This is a genomic window from Janthinobacterium lividum, from assembly GCF_011601275.1.
Classification (GTDB): Bacteria; Pseudomonadota; Gammaproteobacteria; order Burkholderiales; family Burkholderiaceae_D; genus Janthinobacterium; species Janthinobacterium lividum_E.
This window is the reverse complement of the sequence record NZ_JAAOLY010000009.1, coordinates 37,573-55,462: the sequence shown is the minus strand read 5'-3', so window position 1 is coordinate 55,462 and position 17,890 is coordinate 37,573. Positions and strand designations below refer to the sequence as shown.

The window sequence follows — 17,890 nt, the reverse complement described above, 5'->3', positions numbered from 1 at the left end:
TCCTGCTGATCCGCAACCGCCTCGTCCAGTCTTGTCGCCGCGCCGCCGCCCGTTTGCCTATTGAAAGCATGAAATGAACGATACCGTGATCCCCGCCATGTCCCCGACCGAAGCCACCTTGCGCGCCATCCTGGCGCAGCGGATCATGATCCTCGACGGCGCCATGGGCACGATCATCCAGCAGTACAAGCTCGACGAAGAAGCCTACCGTGGCGGTCCCGCCGGCCGCTTCATCGATTTCACCGCGCCGGCCGACAGCGGCGCGCGCGAACTGTTCGTCAAGGGCAACAATGAGCTGCTGACCCTGACGCAGCCGCATATCATCCAGGAAATCCACGAGCGCTACCTGGCGGCCGGCGCCGACCTGATCGAAACGAATACCTTCGGCGCCACGACGATCGCGCAAGACGACTACCACATGGCCCACCTGGCCTATGAAATGAACGTCCAGGCGGCCAAACTGGCGCGCGCCGCCTGCGATAAATATTCCACGCCGGACAAGCCGCGCTTCGTCGCCGGCGCCTTGGGACCGACGCCAAAGACGGCGTCGATCTCGCCCGACGTGAACGACCCGGCCGCGCGCAACGTCAGTTTCGACCAGCTGGTAGCCGCCTACCTGCAGCAGACGCAGGGCCTGGTGGAAGGCGGCGCCGACGTACTGCTGGTGGAAACCATTTTCGATACCTTGAATTGCAAGGCGGCCCTGTTCGCCATCGACCTGTTCTACGAGCAAAACCCGACCGTCGTGCGCCTGCCGTTGATGATTTCCGGCACCGTCACGGACGCGTCGGGACGCATCTTGTCGGGCCAGACCGTGCCCGCCTTCTGGAATTCCGTGCGCCACGCAAAACCGCTGACGATCGGCCTGAACTGCGCGCTGGGCGCGGCCCTGATGCGCCCGTATGCGGAAGAGCTGGCCAAGATCGCCGACACTTTCGTGTGCATCTACCCGAACGCGGGCTTGCCCAACCCCATGAGCGACACGGGCTTCGATGAGTTGCCAGCCGATACATCGGCCCTGCTGCGCGAATTTGCCGACGCGGGCTTTTTGAACATGGCGGGCGGCTGCTGCGGCACCACGCCCGAGCACATCGCCGCCATCGGCCAATTGCTGTCGAAAAACACGCCGCGCAGCGTGCCGGCCCCATCGCACGACTTGCGCCTGGCCGGCCTGGAACCGTTCGTCGTCAATGACGAGTCGCTGTTCGTCAACGTGGGCGAGCGCACCAACGTCACGGGCTCGAAGGCGTTCGCGCGCATGATTCTCAACGAGCAATACGACGAGGCGCTTTCCGTGGCCCGCCAGCAGGTGGAAAACGGCGCGCAAGTGATCGACATCAACATGGACGAAGCGATGCTCGACTCGCTGGCCGCCATGACGCGCTTTTTGAACCTGATCGCTTCGGAACCCGATATTTCGCGCGTGCCCATCATGGTCGACTCGTCGAAATGGTCCGTCATCGAAGCGGGCCTCAAATGCGTGCAAGGCAAGGCCATCGTCAATTCGATTTCCATGAAGGAAGGCGAAGAGGAATTCCTGCGCCAGGCGAAACTGTGCCGCCGCTACGGCGCGGCCGTCATCGTCATGGCTTTCGATGAAAAGGGACAAGCCGACACCTTCGAGCGCAAGATCGAAATTTGCGCACGCGCGTATCACCTGCTGATCGACGCGCTGGACTTCCCACCCGAAGACATCATTTTCGACCCGAACATCTTTGCCGTCGCCACCGGCATCGAAGAGCACAACAACTACGCCGTCGACTTCATCAACGCCACGCGCTGGATCAAGGAAAACTTGCCTTACGCGAAGATCTCGGGCGGTGTGTCAAACGTGTCCTTCAGTTTCCGCGGCAACGATCCAGCCCGTGAAGCCATCCATACCGTCTTCCTGTACCACGCCATCAAGGCGGGCATGACCATGGGCATCGTCAACGCCGGCATGGTGGGCGTGTACGACAACCTCGACCCGGAACTGCGCGAGCGCGTGGAAGACGTGGTGCTGAACCGCCGCGAAGACTCGACCGAGCGCATGATCGAGTTTGCCGGCACCCTGAAGGCGGGCGGCAAGGCCGAAGCGCAAACCTTGGCCTGGCGCGAAGGCACGGTGCAGGCGCGCCTGTCGCACGCGCTGGTGCACGGCATCACGCAATTCATCGTGGAAGACACGGAAGAAGCGCGCCAGGAACTGCTGCACAATGGCGGACGTCCCATCCACGTGATCGAAGGCCCCTTGATGGCCGGCATGGACGTGGTCGGCGACCTGTTTGGCCAAGGCAAGATGTTCCTGCCGCAAGTGGTGAAATCGGCGCGCGTCATGAAGCAGGCCGTGGCCCACCTGATTCCGTTTATCGAGGAAGAAAAGCTGCTGGAAGAAAAACGCACGGGCATCGTCGCCAAGCCGAAAGGCAAGATCATCATGGCGACCGTCAAAGGCGACGTGCATGACATCGGCAAGAACATCGTTACCGTTGTTCTGCAATGCAATAACTTCGAAGTGGTGAACATGGGCGTGATGGTGCCGTGCTCGGAAATCCTCGCCCGCGCCAAGGTGGAAAACGCCGACATCATCGGTCTGTCGGGCCTGATCACGCCGTCGCTGGAAGAAATGGCCTATGTCGCCAAAGAAATGCAGCGCGACGAACATTTCCGCATGCTCAAGATTCCCCTCCTGATCGGCGGCGCCACCACCAGCCGCGCCCACACGGCCGTGAAGATCGCCCACAATTACGAAGGCCCCGTGATCTACGTGCCGGACGCTTCGCGTTCCGTGTCCGTGGCGCAATCGCTCTTGACGCCGGAACAGCGCGACAAATACGTGGAGGACATCGAAACCGACTACGCGCGCATCCGCGAGCAGCACGCCAACAAGAAGGCCCTGCCCATCCTGCCTTTGGCGCAAGCGCGCGCCAACAGGATGGTCGTGCCGTTCGACGGCGCCTGCACGCCAGTGAAACCGAAGTTCATCGGCCGTCGCGTGTTCAAGAACGTGGATCTGGCTACACTGGCCAATTACATCGACTGGGGTCCGTTCTTCCAGACCTGGGACCTGGCTGGCCCCTTCCCCGCCATTTTGACGGATGAAGTGGTGGGCGACGCGGCCACCAAGGTGTACGCGGAAGGCCAGGCCTTGCTGAAAAAACTCATCGACGGACGCTGGTTGACGGCCAATGGCGTCGTCTCCTTGCTGCCGGCCAACAGCATCAATGACGACGATATCGAGGTGTACACGGACGATACGCGCAGTACGGTGGCGTTCACCTACTACGGCATGCGCCAACAGGGCGTGAAACCCGTGGTCGACGGCGTGCAACGGCCGAACCAGTGCCTGGCCGACTTCATTGCGCCGAAGGCATCGGGAGTGAAGGATTACATCGGCATGTTTGCCGTGACGTCCGGCCTGGGTATCGAAAAATACGAAAAGCGCTTCGAGGATGCGCACGACGATTACTCGTCCATCATGTTGAAATCGCTGGCGGACCGCCTGGCCGAGGCCTTTGCCGAATACCTGCACGAGCGCGTGCGCAAGGATTTGTGGGGCTATGTGCCGGACGAGCACCTGGGCAACGACGACATGATCGCTGAAAAGTATGTCGGCATCCGCCCGGCGCCCGGCTACCCGGCCTGCCCCGAGCATACCGTCAAGAAAGAGATGTTCGAGGTGATGCAGGCCGAGGAAATCGGCATGCAGCTGACGGAATCGTACGCCATGTTCCCGGGCGCGGCCGTATCCGGCTTCTATTTTGCCCACCCGGAGTCGAAATACTTCGTCGTCGGCAAGATCGGCATGGACCAGGTGGAAGACATGGCCAAGCGCCGTGGCGCCAATATCGAAGACGTGGAACGCTGGCTGGCGCCCAACCTGTCATAAGCCCCGACAAGGCGCGCGGAACTTTCGCGCGCCGCAGCGCACTAACGCAGTATGCCGGCCGGCATGCTGCATGCCCGCTCCGGCCCGTTCTCAATTGGCAAGGAGGATATATGGCAACCAATTTCAAACTGAAACGCTGGCAGGATCAGGTGATCCTGTTGCTGGGCTTATGGCTGGTCGTCTCGCCCTGGGCCTTTTCCTATCCCCAAGGCTCGCCGCAGATGATGAACGCCATTGTCTCGGGCCTGGTGATCGCCGTGCTGGCCGCCTTCGACCTGTACAAGACCTATTTCTGGGCCGTCGTCGTCAACCTGCTGGTCGGCGTCTGGGTCGCCGCCTCGCCGTGGGTACTGCGGCTGGCCGATCAGCCCGTCGTCATGTGGAACGAGGTGCTCGTCGGTATCGCCGTCGTCGTGCTGGCCCTGTGGGAGTTGCGCACCGACCCCGAACTGCACAAGCACTGGCCGGGCGCGGCAGCGTAGCGGCGTAAAAAAGCCCTGCTACGGCGACGCCGTGCAGGGCTTTGGGAGACGGACAACACGCAAGTAGCGACCAGCAGATACGCAACGTCACAGCGCCTGGCATGAGCGTAGCGAGCGGAAGGGAGAGGTGGCCGAGAAGCGCAACCGTACTAAAGTACGGTGAGCATCGCAGGCCGCCTATACCGACGCGCAGTAGCTCAGGTCAGGCGCCATTACAAAGCGTAGCGAACGACGTTATCGCTCCATTCGTAAGCGGCCATTTCCAGCTCCACCAGGTCGTCCGGCGACATGGCCAGGTCGCGCAAGGTCGGCACGATCTCGCCTTCCATGTCTTCAATGCGCTCGATGCATTCGGCCAGGCGCAGCAAGTCGCCATAGAAACCTTCGCGCGACAGCAGCGCTTCGGCCACTTCGTCGATCACTTCGATCTGGCTGAGGATTTCCGACATCGGCACGCCGAACAGGGTATCCATCAGGGACATGATACCGACCGTAAAGGCGATATCGGCCGAGTGGGCGTGGTTCGGGCGCAGTTTATGCGCAAGCAACTCGAGCAAACGGCCGCGCGTAGTGGCCAGCATCAGCAGCGGCGTCATGCTATGGCCGCGCTTGCTTGGTTCCGCGTACAGCATGATTTGCAGCCAGCGCTGCAATTGTCGGCGGCCCAGTACGGTGACGGCCTGGCTCAGCGAATCGATGCGCTGGCGCGCGCCCACGGCCGGCGTATTGACCAGGCGCAGCAGGTTCAGGGCCAAGGACACGTCGCGCTTGATGGCGCGCTCGATATCCATGTTGTCGGCGTCCGACGTCACCAGGGTCATCAGTTCCATGACGGCCAGTTGCGACGGCGACAGCTTCTTGCCCGTCATGATGGCGGGCTTGGCAAAGTAATAACCCTGGAAGTAATCGAAGCCCAGGTCAAGGCCCGACTTGAATTCTTCGCGCGTCTCGACCTTTTCCGCCACCAGTTTCTTGTTTTCCTGCTTGAAACGGGGCGCCAGGGCCGCCAGCACTTTCGGATCGACCGTGCTCATGTCCATCTTGACGTATTGCACCAGCGGCAACAGCTCCTGCACTTGCGCCGTGTCGGATACGACGTTTTCCAGCGCGAAGGTAAAGCCATGGCCCACCAGTTCGCTGATGCGCGCGCGCACTTCCGGCGTCACGGGCATCGATTCGACGATTTCCAGCACCACTTTTTCGCGCGGCAGGAAGACGAAGATGTCGCTCATGATCACGTCGGCATCGACGTTGACGAAACCGAGCGCGTCGCCGATGACCTTTTCCATGCCCAGCTGGGAAGCGTGGGCAATGACGGAGGCCGTGGCGGACAGGTCGCTGGTAATGTTGGCGGGGCCGACCGGAGCGTTGCGGAATAGCAACTCATAGCCGAACAGGGCTTGGTTGCGGTCGAGGATAGGTTGTCGACCCAGATAGAACTCGCGCACGCGCAAGGGTTTCGGGGTGATGTCGTTGCTGGAAATATCGATCATTAACTCTTCATCAATCACGTCGAGTGACACCGGCCGCGCCGCGCCCGCATCAAGGTTCACTATTGACAATACTTTAGCTGAATTCCGCCCGCGCTGTGGGTATTTTGGCAGCAATCCAGTTTATTGTCGTCAACAAATTAGGCCACTGGCGTGTCTTGTACTATCCCGTCGACAAATAATTTCAATTCGCCGGGCGCAAACGCCGTCCATTGCTCATTCGTCGTCAGCGGCTGGGTAACGATCACGGCCACTCTGTCCTGGGGCGTCGTCACCTGGGAAAAGTCCACGCTCAGGTCCTCATCGGAGAGTTTAGCAGTTGGGAACGGATGTTGTCGCACCAGATAGTGCAAGCTGGTCGAGCAATGGGCAAACAGGGCCTCGCCGCTCGACAGCATCATGTTGAACGTGCCGTGGGCGGCAATGCTGGGCAACAACTGCGCCAAGGCGGCATGCAGTTGCGGCAAGGCCGGCGGGGCGTCGCCAAAGCGCGCATGCAATTCCTGCAGCAGATAGCAGAAAGCCAGCTCGCTGTCGGTGCAGCCGACGGGGCGGTAGCTGCCCGTCAGCACGGGGTGGAATTGCTTCAAATCGCCATTGTGGGCAAAGACCCAGTAACGGCCCCACAGTTCGCGCACGAAGGGGTGGCAGTTTTCCAGCGCCACCTGGCCTTGCGTGGCCTTGCGGATATGCGCGATGACATTGCGCGACTTGATCGGATAGCGTTTGATCAGTTCGGCCACGGGCGAGGCGATGGCCGCCTGGTGGTCGACGAAATGGCGCACGCCGGCGCCCTCGAAAAAGGCGATGCCCCAGCCGTCATGGTGGGTATCGGTATGGCCGCCGCGCATGGCGAAGCCGGTAAAACTAAAGACAATGTCCGTGGGGACATTGCAATTCATTCCGAGAAGTTGGCACATGGTCTGTTTGCAGCTGGATAACACGGCCACCATACCACGCCGCCTGGCGGATTGGTATGGTGGCGATGGCCATCACATCAGTGCAACAGGACGGGCTGGCTCATGAGGGAATCGTAGCTGCCCAAGAATTCATCGATCTCTTCCATGCTCGGTTCGCTGGCGATCAATTCCGTGACGTCGCGGCGAAAGTTTTGCGCAAGGATGCCGGCGATAAACGTTTCTCGCTTGCCCCCCTTGTCGACGATTTCATAGCCGCCAAAGCGCAGGGCTTCCAGGTCGCCATCGACGCCGAATTCCACGACGCTATATTGTTCGCTGTTATAGATCAGGTTCATTTTGCATCCTTCGCTCAAGCAAGAGAAACTCTTGCGGTTTCAGGACAGAGGTGGGGTTCCCACGCCGCCATTTCAAGCGGCAATGCCACCCTGCGGGCTACAGAGTTGTAACGAGATGCAAACTGCGACTGCGGTAAGACGATCAGGAAGCTACGTTGAGGAAACAATCAAGTCCGGTCCCAGCGCCAGCAGAACATCGTAGGGACTGGCGGTCAGCCAGGTGCGCAGCTGTTCGATGTGCGAGGCGTCGGCCAGGCTGATGAACAGGCGCGCGGGTGGATGGCGCAGCAGACGATTTAATGTTACACGCAATACGAGATTGCCGCTGCAGCACAGGCAACCGGGCGCGATGCGCAACAGTTGCAATGGAAACGATGAGGAAGGAGAAATTTGTTCGGCCAGGTCGGCCAGGATGGCGTTGCCGTCAGCGAATCCCTCGAGGATCACGGCCGTCGTTTCGTCAGGCTGCAAGGCTTGCGCGATGGCCGCCTCGCGCTCGGCGGCGCGACCACCGCTGACCAGGGTCAGCGGCGTCGGACGCCGTACGGCTGACGTCACAGGCCTTTCTTGGCCAGCTTGCCCGGTTCCACGCCCAGCTGTTTCAGCTTGCGGTACAAATGGGTGCGTTCCAGGCCTGTTTTTTCCGCCACGCGGGTCATGCTGCCGCCTTCGCGGCCCAGGTGGTGTTCGAAATACATGCGCTCGAACGCATCACGCGCCTCGCGCAGCGGCAAGTCGAACGACAGGTTGTAGCCATGGCCTTCGGCTACCGCCGGTACGGCGATGCCTGGGCGCACCATCAGCTGTTGCGGCGCACTGCCGCCAAAGCTGGGCACGGGGTGGCTGCTTTCTTCGGCCACCACGGGAGCCACGGGACGCGGCGCCACGCTCGGCGCGCGCACGGTTTCCTGGGCCCGCGTCAAGCCTTGCTGGACTGCCTTCAGCAGTTTTTGCAGGGCAATCGGTTTTTCCAGGAAGTTCATGGCGCCGATGCGCGTCGCCTCGACCGCCGTATCGATGGTGGCGTGGCCCGACATCATGATCACCGGCATGGTCAGCAAGCCATCGCGCTGCCACTCCTTGAGCAGGGTGACGCCATCGGTGTCGGGCATCCAGATATCCAGCAATACCAGATCCGGCGCACCGGCGGCACGCGCTTCGCGCGCCTGCTGCGCATTTTCGGCCAGCTGGATAGCATGTCCTTCGTCGCCCAAAATTTCCGAGAGCAACTCACGGATACCCATTTCATCATCCACTACGAGTATGTTTGCCATTCGTGTCTTGCCTTCCTCATTTCGCCGGCCGACGCGCACAAGATGTACACGGCGGACAGCTATGATTTTATTAGTGTTTTAAATACTAAACCAGACCCTCACGCCAGGAATTCCTGGGCAGGAGCGTCGGGAGCTAACTTTAACAGCAAAATGACCACCGAAGCGCCACTGCCGTCGACCCGGTTCTCGATATCGATGCGTCCGCCGTGTTCATCGATAATTTTCTTTACCATCGCCAGGCCCAATCCCGTGCCGCGGGCCTTCGAGGTCACATACGGCTCGAAGGCGCGCGCCAGGATTTTTGGTGCAAAACCAGGACCATTGTCCGTGATGGCCAGCCGCACGGCGATATTCACGCCGCCGTCCGCACTGCGATAATGAATTGCTTCCGTCCTTACGTCAATCCGCGGATGCGGCGAGTCCGGCGGCAGGTCGGCCATGGCGTCCTGCGCGTTCTGCAGCAGGTTATGAATCACCTGGCGCAACTGGGTCGGATCGCCCATCACCATCGGCAGATTCGGCGCCAGCAGCGGGTGGATGATGTCGCCATCGTCGCCGCGCAGGTACAGGTTCAGTATCTCTTCGATCAGCTCGTTCAGGCGCAGCGGCACGAGCACGGCCGGCGGCGTGCGCGCATAGTCGCGGAAGTCGTCGACCATGCGCTTCATCGCATCGACCTGCTTGACGATGGTGGTGGTGGCGCGGCTGAGCAGGTCGGCATCGGGCTGCTCCAGTTTGCCTTCCAGCTTCATCTGCAGACGCTCGGCCGACAGCTGGATCGGCGTGAGCGGATTCTTGATTTCATGCGCCAGGCGGCGCGCCACCTCGCCCCAGGCGATCGAGCGCTGCGCGGAAATGACGTCGGAAATATCATCGAACACGACGATGTAGCCGCTGCCGGACTCCAGCGGCAGGCGCGAACCGCGCGCCAGCAAGGTGATGTCATGCTCGTCGGCACTGCTGCCCAGGCGGCGCGGAATCTCGATTTGCCGCTGCCAGTGCAGGCGCTGCTGGTTGCGGCCCGACGCCGACTGCGCGCTTTGCGCCGTGAAGGCGCTGATGATGGCGCCGCCAAACTCTTCCATTCCAGCAATTTGGACCAGCGGCTGGCCCACCATGCTCATGCCGGAATGTTGCAAGATGCGCTCGACGGACTCGTTGCAGGTGACTAACTTAAAATCGCCATCGAGCACCATCACGCCGGCCGACATGTTCGCCAGCACCGATTCCAGGTGGGCCTTGGCGTTTTGCAGCGCGGCGCGGTTGCTTTCCACGGCCGTGCGCGCATCAAGCAGCTGGCGCGTCATGATGTTGAACGACTGCGTCAGGGTGCCCAGTTCATCCTTGGTGGCGACGATGGGGCGCGGCGACAAATCGCCCTCGGCCACGGCGCGCGTGCCTTCGGCCAGCAGCAGCAGGGGCTGGGCCAGGTTGCCCGCGATCAGGAAAGCGCTGCCGATGGCGCCAAAGATGGCCAGCAGCAAGGTCAGGGTGAGGATTTCCATGTACATCTTGCGCAGACCCACGCGCGCGACGAAACGTTCCTTGTATTCACTGTAGGCGGCGCGCAGCACTTCGCCATTCGTCGCCAGCTTGGGCGGCACGGCCTGCAGCAGTTGCAGGTAGCGGGGCGACACGGAGGGTCCCGGCACGGCAACCAGTACGCGCAGGCGCAGGCTGGCCGCCGTTTCCAGCGATGCGGGCGTACCCGCGCGGAAGCCGCCGCCGCCCGATTCCGTGCCATCGTCGTGCAATTCCAGGCCCCCTTCGGCGGAGGCATAGCCGGCCGGCAAGGCCGCCTGCACCAGCATGGCCGGCGTCGGCAAGTCGGCCGCGCTATGCGGCCCGGCGCTGGCCAGCAGCACGCCGTCGCCACTGACGAGCATGACATTTTGCATGCCCTCTTCGCGCAGCAGGCTGGTCAGCACAGCCGGACCGGCCACCGGGTCGGCGCCCAGTTCATCGACGGCCTTGCGGCCCCGGTGATCGAGTTCGACGAGGGCCGCATCGAGGCCGGCACGGCCCAGCTCAATCCCCGATTCCAGCGCCGCTTCGATCTTGACGTTGAACCAGGATTCGATCGAGTGGGAGACGAATTGCACAGAAACAAGAAAAATCACGAGGCCGGGCAGGATGCCGACGGCGGCGAACAGCATCACCAGGCGCGTCATCAGCTTGGAGCCGAACTTGCCGCTCTTGTAGCGCGCGTATAGACGGCCCAGGGAAATGCCCACCAGCGCCAGCAGGGACACGGCCACGGCCGCGTTCAAGCCCAGCAGCCAGGTGTAGTAACGGTCGAAAAAGCCGGAATTGTCGGAAGCCGACGCCAGCAGGAACAGCAGGATACTGACAATGCCGCCGCCCACCACCAGCAGATAGCGCAATGCTTGACTCACTACTCCGCCGTATACAAGAAGGTTTTTTTATTCGAAGCCAGGCGCCAGTCGCTGTTATTGAAGGCATTGACCTGTATCGGCTTGGGCAGGTAGTCGCGGTCCATGCCCATGCGCAAGGTGACGTTATACGTCTGCCCCACTTTCAGTTCGCCGCGCCGCGCCACCAGCCAGCGGCTGGGACGGCGGATCAGGAACAGCGCATCGTCGAGCGTGGCAAAGCTTTGCTGCAAGCCCCCGCCCGACACATGATACTGGCGCGTGAGCACGTTGTACGACAGCCGGCTGGTCTGGCGCGCCACGATGGCCTTTTCATCGAACCAGTACCAGCGGGGCCGGGTCAGTTCGATTTCCGTCGTGAAAAACAGGGGCACGCCATGCTGCACGGCATCATCGAGGTCGTGATTGAGCTCGAAGGAATACGTGGCGGCCAGCTTGTAACCCTCTTCGCTCGACTCGATGTAGGCGCGGGTGATCTCGACCATATCCGCGGCATGCGCGCGTGGCATGGTACATGCCAGCATCAGCAGCAGGGCCAGGAGTCGGAAGAGTCGTGTTGTCACAAGTGTGCCGGTGTAGTCCGTAGGATAAGATTCGACGAATCGCTCAAGCCGCATTTTTTTGGAAGAGCGCATAGAACAAACCGTCATGGTCCTGCTCCGCGCTGCCAGTCGGCAACAGCTGGCCAGGCGCTGTCAATCGGGTGGCATTATTGCGCACCGCAAATGCCGCCGCCTGTGCCTCGGACTCCTGCGGCCACAATGAACATGTCACGAACAGCAATTTACCATCGGGGCGCAGCATCTGCCACAGGTTGTCAAGAATTTTGGATGAAAGTGTTGCAAGTTGGAACGCGTCACCCTTGCGGCGCAGCCAGCGAATATCGGGATGGCGGCGCACGATGCCCGAAGCCGTGCACGGCACGTCGGCCAGGATGCGGTCGTACTGCTGGCCGTCCCACCACGCGCTCGATTGCGCATCCTGCGCCTTCAAGGTAGCGTCCAGGCCCAGGCGCTCAAGGTTTTCCGCGATGCGCGGCAAGCGTTTGGCATCCGCATCGATGGCGGTCACTTGCACATCGGCCAGTTCCAGGATGTGGCACGTCTTGCCGCCCGGCGCCGCGCAGGCGTCCAATACGCGCATGCCGTCCTGCAAGTCCAGCAGCGGTGCGGCCAGTTGCGCGCCTGCATCCTGCACGGAAACGACGCCCTGCTCGAAGCCGGGGATCAAGGCCACGCCGATCGGTTTGTCCAGGCGCACGGCGAACGGTCCCACCTGGCGCGCGGCAATACCCGCTTCCTGCAGCACGGCCAGATACGCTTCCACCGTGCTCTTGCGGCGATTCACGCGCAGGGTCAATGGCGGCACGGCATTGCCGGCCGTCAAAATGGCTTGCCAGTCGCGCGGATAAGCCAGGCGCAGCGAGTCGATCCACCACTGCGGATAATTCCATTGCGCCAACGGTTGCTGCAGGGCCGCTTCCAGCAAGGACTTGCGCTCGCGCAAGAAACGACGCAAAACGGCATTCACCATGCCCTTGGCGTGCGCCAGGTCAGGGTGCGAGGTGGCGACCGTGACGGCCTGGTCGACCACCGTGAATTCCTCATACGGCTGCTCGCCCGGCTCGGCCGACATCAAGGACAGCGCGCAGCACAGCAGCGCCGCGAGCATCGGCGGCTCGGGCGCCTTCGACGTCATCAAGCCGACCAGGGTTTCACTGCGGCCCAGCTGGCGCATGGTACGGTAGGAAATATCCTGGATGGCGCCGCGCGCCTGCGGGCTGGCGTTCGATTGCGTAAACACCTTGGCCAGCGCCTGCGGCAGGGCCGTGCCCGTGCGCACTTGCGCTACGGCATTGGCCGCGCCCAGCAGGCAAAACGCCAGCGAGTCGGCGCGCAAATCGGGTTGGAAGCCTGGCTGCAAGACCGGTTTCAGGTCGGGATGGTAGCTGGGACGCAATTTCGGTGCGGCAGGAGCCTGGCCTGGCGCCGGCTTGGTTTTCAATTTCAGCGTGGGGCGCTTGTTCATAGTTATCCGGTGTGGCTGCGCGCGGCGGGCTGCATGGAGGCAAAGTCGCGGCCGCGCGTCATCAATAAAGGGTCGATTGTAGCGTTTGTGGCGCCCTCTGGCCCAAGCGATTGCAGCGATACATGTAAATTGCGGCAAAAAACTGCATATATACAAGCAGAATGCGCCATGCTGATGTTTTCGCGCACCAACATGGGCATGCTGTCCTGATAATATCGTGAAACACGCCGGCACGGGAACACTGCCGGCTGGCGTATTGTTCCCGGCGGCAAACCAGTATAATTAACGCAGTCTGGGCGGCTTGTGTACTTGCCGTCCGTTTTGCTTTTTGATTCATTCTATTCATTCTTAACGCGGTTCCACCGCCATCCTGCTCATGCTCGCCCAACAGAAACAAGAAATCATCGCCCTGTTCCAGGCCGCCCTCGCTCCCGTCCTGGCCGGCACTACGCTTGAGCCTACCGTGGTGCTCGAGCGACCACGCGATGCATCGCATGGCGACGTCGCCTGCAATATCGCCATGCAACTGGCCAAGCAGCTGAAACAGAATCCCCGTGAACTGGCGCAAACCATCGTGACGGCCGTGCTGGCCAACCCGGCCGGCAAGGGCCTGGTCGAGGCAGTGGAAATCGCCGGCCCCGGCTTCATCAACGTGCGCGTCTCCGCCGCCGCCAAGCAGGCCGTGGTGAAAACCATCCTGGGCGAGGCCGACGGCTATGGCCGCAGCACGGCAGGCGCCGGCAAGCAAGTGATCCTGGAATTCGTCTCGGCCAACCCGACCGGTCCGCTGCACGTGGGCCACGGCCGCCAGGCGGCGCTGGGCGACGCGCTGTCGTCGCTGTTCGACGCGCAAGGCTACCAAGTGACGCGCGAGTTCTACTACAATGACGCGGGCGTACAGATCCAGACCCTGGCCAATTCCGTGCAGGCGCGCGCGCGCGGCTTCAAGCCCGGCGACGCCGAATGGCCCGAGTCCGCCTACAACGGCGACTATATCGCCGATATCGCCAACGACTTCAAGGCCGGCAAGACGGTCTCGGCCAGCGACGGCATGCCAGCGACGGCCAACGGCAACGTGGACGACATCGATTCGATCCGCCCGTTCGCCGTCACCTACCTGCGCAACGAGCAGGACATCGACCTGCAGGCATTCGGCGTGAAGTTCGACAATTACTATCTTGAATCGTCGCTGTACGCGGACGGCAAGGTCAATAGCGCTGTGGAAACCTTGATCAAGGCCGGCCACACCTACGAGCAGGATGGCGCGCTGTGGCTGCGCACCACCGACTTCGGCGACGACAAGGACCGCGTCATGCGCAAGACCGACGGCACCTACACGTACTTCGTGCCCGACGTGGCCTATCACCTGGTGAAATGGCAGCGCGGCTTCGTCCAGGCCATCAATATCCAGGGCAGCGACCACCACGGCACCATCGCGCGCGTGCGCGCCGGCCTGCAGGCCGTCGACATGGGTATCCCGCAAGGCTACCCGGACTACGTGCTGCACAAGATGGTCACCGTCATGAAGGACGGCGAAGAAGTCAAGATCTCGAAGCGCGCCGGCTCCTACGTGACCGTGCGCGACCTGATCGAATGGTCGGGCGGCGGCGACATCGCCAAGGGCCGCGACGCCGTGCGTTTCTTCCTGATCTCGCGCAAGGCCGACACGGAATTCGTCTTCGACGTCGACGTGGCGCTGAAAACCACCGATGAAAACCCCGTCTATTACGTGCAGTACGCGCATGCGCGCATCTGCCGCATCCTGGAAAACTGGGGCGGCGATGAAAGCGCGGTCGCCAACGCCGACCTTTCCCCACTGACGGCGCCGACCGAAGCGACCTTGCTGGCGACCCTGGCCGCCTACCCGGAAATGCTGGCGCGCGCGCAAGCCGAACTGGGACCGCATCAAGTCGCCTTCTACCTGCGCGACCTGGCCGCCAACCTGCACAGCTTCTACTTCGCCGAAAAAGTGCTGGTCGAGGACGAAGCCGTCAAGATGGCCCGCCTGGCCCTCGTCATCGCCGCGCGCCAGGTATTGCGCAACGGCCTGGCACTGATCGGCGTGTCCGCGCCAAACAAAATGTAATCGCGAAGGTCAAACAGTCCAATGAATCATGCTTCCCGCTTTTCTTCGACCCGGCGCCAGCAGGGCAACACCCTGGTCGGCATCATCATCGGCCTGGTCATCGGCCTGGGCATCGCCGTGGTGGTCGCCCTGGTGATCACCAAGGGCGCCTCGCCTTTCACCGACAAGTCGGGCAAGGCCGGCAAATCGGCCGAACCGACGGCCGGCCAGATCGCCGACCCGAACAAGCCGATGTACGGCAACAAGGAAGCGGCCAAGGAAGCGGCGCGCGACTTCTCCAAGGAGCCGCGCGAGATCGTCACGCCAACGCAGCCAGCCGCACCGGCGCCCGCACCCGCTCCAGCGCAGCAGCCGAAGGCGCCGCCGCCGGACGCGCTGCAGGAATTGATCGGTACGTTGAAAGACAAGCCGGCGCCGAAAACGCCGGCGGCAGCACCAGCGCCGCAAGCGAAAGCCGACGTGAAAGAGGCCAAGGCCGATGCAGCCAGCGACAAATGGATTTATTATCTGCAGGCCGGCGCCTTCCACGACATGTCGGACGCCGAAAGCACGCGCGGCAAACTGGCGCTGCTCGGCTTCGAAGCGGCCATCAGCGACCGCAGCACCGATGCAGGCGTGCTGCACCGCGTACGCGTCGGGCCGTTCAACCAGCTCGAAGCGATGAACCGCGCGCGCACCAAACTGTCTGAAAACGGCATCGACGTCGCCGTCGTCCGCAACCAAAAATAAGGAACCAGCATGCGTTTTCTGAAGAACATCCTGATCGCCGCCGCACTGTGCACGGCCGCCGTGGGCGCATCGGCCTCGCCGGCCGACCCGAAAAACGGCGTCGAGTACGAAACCCTGGCCACGCCGCAGGCGACGGAATCGGGCAAGAAAATCGAAGTGACGGAATTCTTCGCCTATTACTGCCCGCATTGCAACGTGCTCGAACCGCAGCTGGCGGCCTGGGTCAAGAAACAGGGCGACAACATCGTCTTCAAGCGCGTGCACGTGTCGCGCGATGAGAGCGTGGCGCCGCAGCAGCGATTATTCTTCACCCTGCAAGCCATGGGCCTGATCGACAAGCTGCACACCAGCGTCTTCCACGCCATGCACGTGGAACGCAACCGCCTGAACACCGACGACGCCGTCTTCGACTTTGTCGCCAAGCAGGGTGTGGACCGCCAGAAATTCATCGACACCTACCGCTCGATGGGCATCTCGGCCCGCGTGCGCCGTGCGGACGCCATGATGCAGGGCTATAACGTGACGTTCTGGCCCATGATCGCCATCGACGGCCGCTACATCACGTCGCCTTCGCAAGCCGATCAGGGCAGCAAGTCGGCCAAGAACGAAGAGCAGTTGAACGCCCAGGCGCTCACCGTGATGGACGTGCTGGTCGCGAAAGCCAAAGCGGAAAAGAAATAAGCATGGCCACTTCCCTGGCGCGCCCGGGCATCGCCTGATGCATCGCGTTTTCATCACGGGCGCGTCGAGCGGATTGGGCGAAGCCCTGGCGCTGCAGTACGCGCGCCAGGGCGCCCAATTGGGCTTGCTGGCCCGCCGAGGCGACACCCTGCGGCAACTGATCGCCTCCCTGCCCCACCCTGAACGCCACCGCGCCTACGCCGTCGATGTGTGCGACCACGCCGCCCTGAAAAGCGCGGCCGATGACTTCATCGCCCATGCCGACGGCATCGACGTCGTCATCGCCAGCGCCGGCGTGTCCTACGGCACCCTGAGCGAGCACGCGGAAGACCTCGACGCTTTCGCGCGCCTGATCGCCATCAACGTCACGGCCACCGTCGCCACCTTTGCGCCCTTCATCGCCGCCATGAAAAACCAGGGCAGCGGACGCCTGGTGGGCATCGGCAGCGTGGCCGGCATCCGCGGCCTGCCCGGCGCCGAAGCCTACAGCGCCTCGAAGGCGGCCGTCATCAGCTACTGCGAATCGCTGCGCCTGGAATTGAAACCTGCGGGCATCAAGGTCGTCACCATCACGCCCGGCTACATCGACACGCCGATGACGCGCCACAACGCCTACCGCATGCCATTCCTGATGCCGGCCGCAAAATTTGCCGCGCGGGCCGCGCGCGCCATCGCCGATGGCGACAGCTACCGCGTGATCCCGTGGCAGATGGGCGTCGTCGCCAAGCTGCTGCGCGCGCTGCCCAATGCCGTGTACGACCGGGCCTTCGCGAATGCGCCGCACAAGGCGCGCAACTGACCCAATTACCATGACGAAGCACTCAGACTTGAACAGCGCGGCCATCGCCGCCCATTGCGCCACGGGCGCCGCCCACGTATGCATAGAGGTGGTCGACGAAACGGGATCGACCAACGCCGATCTGCTGGCGCGCTGCGCCACCCTGGCCGGCCCCACCCTGCGCATCGCCGGCCAGCAGACGGCCGGACGGGGGCGCGCCGGACGGCCGTGGGTGTCGCAGGCGGACGCCAGCCTGATGTTCTCGCTGGCCTGGCGCTTCAAGGGACCGCTGCACCAGCTGGTGGGATTGCCGCTGGCCGTCGGCGTGGCGCTGGCCGAAACCATGTCCTCGCTGGGCGTGCCGGTGCAACTGAAATGGCCGAACGATATGCTCAAGGATGGCCATAAACTGGCCGGCATCCTCGTCGAGACGCAGCAGGCGGCCGATGGCGCCGTGTGGGCCGTGATCGGCTGCGGCATCAATCTGCTGATGCCCGATGCGCTGGAACGACAGATCGGTCGCAGCGTTTCCGCCGTACCCTGGCTGGCGCAGATGGAGCGCAATACCCTGGTGGCGGCCCTCTTGAGCCGCCTGGCCGGCGTGCTGGCCGAATTCGACGACACGGGCTTTGCGCCGTTTACGGAGCGCTGGAATGCACTGCACGCCTGGCAGGGCCAGCACGTGAAAATCCTCGACAACGGCCAGCTGCTGCAGCAAGGCGTGGCGGTCGGCGTGGATCACCTGGGCCGCCTGCTGCTGCGTACCGACGGCCACCTGCAGGAAGTCATGTCCGGCGACGTGTCCTTGCGCCTGCTGGGGGAGTAA

15 protein-coding genes are annotated in these 17,890 nt (G+C 62.6%); 7 read left to right on the top strand and 8 right to left on the bottom strand.

Annotated features, from left to right (window positions below; genetic code table 11):
• Positions 1 to 73 precede the first annotated feature (73 nt).
• Together metH and GYK42_RS15095 are read left to right on the top strand one after the other, a co-directional pair.
• Complete coding sequence (gene metH, locus GYK42_RS15100) at positions 74 to 3,868, top strand: methionine synthase (protein ID WP_205711413.1); 3,795 nt, start codon at positions 74 to 76, stop codon at positions 3,866 to 3,868.
• Positions 3,869 to 3,978: 110 nt separating this feature from the next.
• Positions 3,979 to 4,350 (top strand): SPW repeat protein, encoded by a 372-nt coding sequence (locus GYK42_RS15095; protein ID WP_166448154.1) that lies wholly within the window; start codon positions 3,979 to 3,981, stop codon positions 4,348 to 4,350.
• A 212-nt stretch (positions 4,351 to 4,562) separates the two neighbouring features.
• Here GYK42_RS15095 and GYK42_RS15090 read toward each other — a convergent pair whose 3' ends face one another.
• From GYK42_RS15090 to rsmB, 8 genes are all read right to left on the bottom strand, one after another.
• Positions 4,563 to 5,843 carry an EAL and HDOD domain-containing protein gene (locus GYK42_RS15090; protein ID WP_035824533.1) on the bottom strand — a complete coding sequence of 427 codons (1,281 nt, stop codon included), beginning with the start codon at positions 5,841 to 5,843 and terminating at the stop codon, positions 4,563 to 4,565.
• Between the two features lie 137 nt (positions 5,844 to 5,980).
• On the bottom strand, positions 5,981 to 6,760 hold the full coding sequence (locus tag GYK42_RS15085) for a class II glutamine amidotransferase (RefSeq protein WP_166448153.1): 780 nt from the start codon (positions 6,758 to 6,760) through the stop codon (positions 5,981 to 5,983).
• A gap of 77 nt (positions 6,761 to 6,837) precedes the next feature.
• Entirely contained in the window at positions 6,838 to 7,095 is a 258-nt protein-coding gene (locus GYK42_RS15080; protein WP_034749313.1) for a BTH_I0359 family protein, read from the bottom strand.
• 150 nt (positions 7,096 to 7,245) lie between these two features.
• Positions 7,246 to 7,653 carry a GTP-binding protein gene (locus tag GYK42_RS15075; RefSeq protein WP_166448152.1) on the bottom strand — a complete coding sequence of 136 codons (408 nt, stop codon included), beginning with the start codon at positions 7,651 to 7,653 and terminating at the stop codon, positions 7,246 to 7,248.
• A complete protein-coding gene (locus GYK42_RS15070; protein WP_034749318.1) occupies positions 7,650 to 8,369 on the bottom strand; it encodes a response regulator in 720 nt (239 codons plus the stop codon). Before GYK42_RS15070 ends, GYK42_RS15075 begins: the two co-directional genes overlap by 4 nt.
• A gap of 98 nt (positions 8,370 to 8,467) precedes the next feature.
• Positions 8,468 to 10,765 carry an ATP-binding protein gene (locus tag GYK42_RS15065; RefSeq protein WP_166448151.1) on the bottom strand — a complete coding sequence of 766 codons (2,298 nt, stop codon included), beginning with the start codon at positions 10,763 to 10,765 and terminating at the stop codon, positions 8,468 to 8,470.
• Positions 10,765 to 11,271 (bottom strand): DUF4390 domain-containing protein, encoded by a 507-nt coding sequence (locus tag GYK42_RS15060; RefSeq protein ID WP_235194189.1) that lies wholly within the window; start codon positions 11,269 to 11,271, stop codon positions 10,765 to 10,767. The genes GYK42_RS15065 and GYK42_RS15060 overlap by 1 nt, the downstream gene beginning before the upstream one ends.
• A gap of 97 nt (positions 11,272 to 11,368) precedes the next feature.
• Positions 11,369 to 12,790: a 16S rRNA (cytosine(967)-C(5))-methyltransferase RsmB gene (rsmB, locus tag GYK42_RS15055; RefSeq protein WP_058050252.1), complete on the bottom strand. Its 1,422-nt coding sequence runs from the start codon at positions 12,788 to 12,790 to the stop codon at positions 11,369 to 11,371.
• 376 nt (positions 12,791 to 13,166) lie between these two features.
• Between rsmB and argS the strand changes: the two genes are divergently transcribed.
• Genes argS through GYK42_RS15030 form a run of 5 tightly spaced genes read left to right on the top strand, consistent with a single transcriptional unit; the run spans position 13,167 to position 17,890 of the window.
• Complete coding sequence (gene argS / locus GYK42_RS15050) at positions 13,167 to 14,876, top strand: arginine--tRNA ligase (RefSeq protein WP_166448150.1); 1,710 nt, start codon at positions 13,167 to 13,169, stop codon at positions 14,874 to 14,876.
• 21 nt (positions 14,877 to 14,897) lie between these two features.
• Positions 14,898 to 15,605 carry an SPOR domain-containing protein gene (locus tag GYK42_RS15045; protein ID WP_046683477.1) on the top strand — a complete coding sequence of 236 codons (708 nt, stop codon included), beginning with the start codon at positions 14,898 to 14,900 and terminating at the stop codon, positions 15,603 to 15,605.
• Positions 15,606 to 15,614: 9 nt separating this feature from the next.
• Positions 15,615 to 16,286 (top strand): thiol:disulfide interchange protein DsbA/DsbL, encoded by a 672-nt coding sequence (locus GYK42_RS15040; protein WP_166448149.1) that lies wholly within the window; start codon positions 15,615 to 15,617, stop codon positions 16,284 to 16,286.
• Between the two features lie 37 nt (positions 16,287 to 16,323).
• Entirely contained in the window at positions 16,324 to 17,085 is a 762-nt protein-coding gene (locus tag GYK42_RS15035; RefSeq protein ID WP_166448148.1) for an SDR family oxidoreductase, read from the top strand.
• A gap of 10 nt (positions 17,086 to 17,095) precedes the next feature.
• On the top strand, positions 17,096 to 17,890 hold the full coding sequence (locus GYK42_RS15030; protein WP_166448147.1) for a biotin--[acetyl-CoA-carboxylase] ligase: 795 nt from the start codon (positions 17,096 to 17,098) through the stop codon (positions 17,888 to 17,890).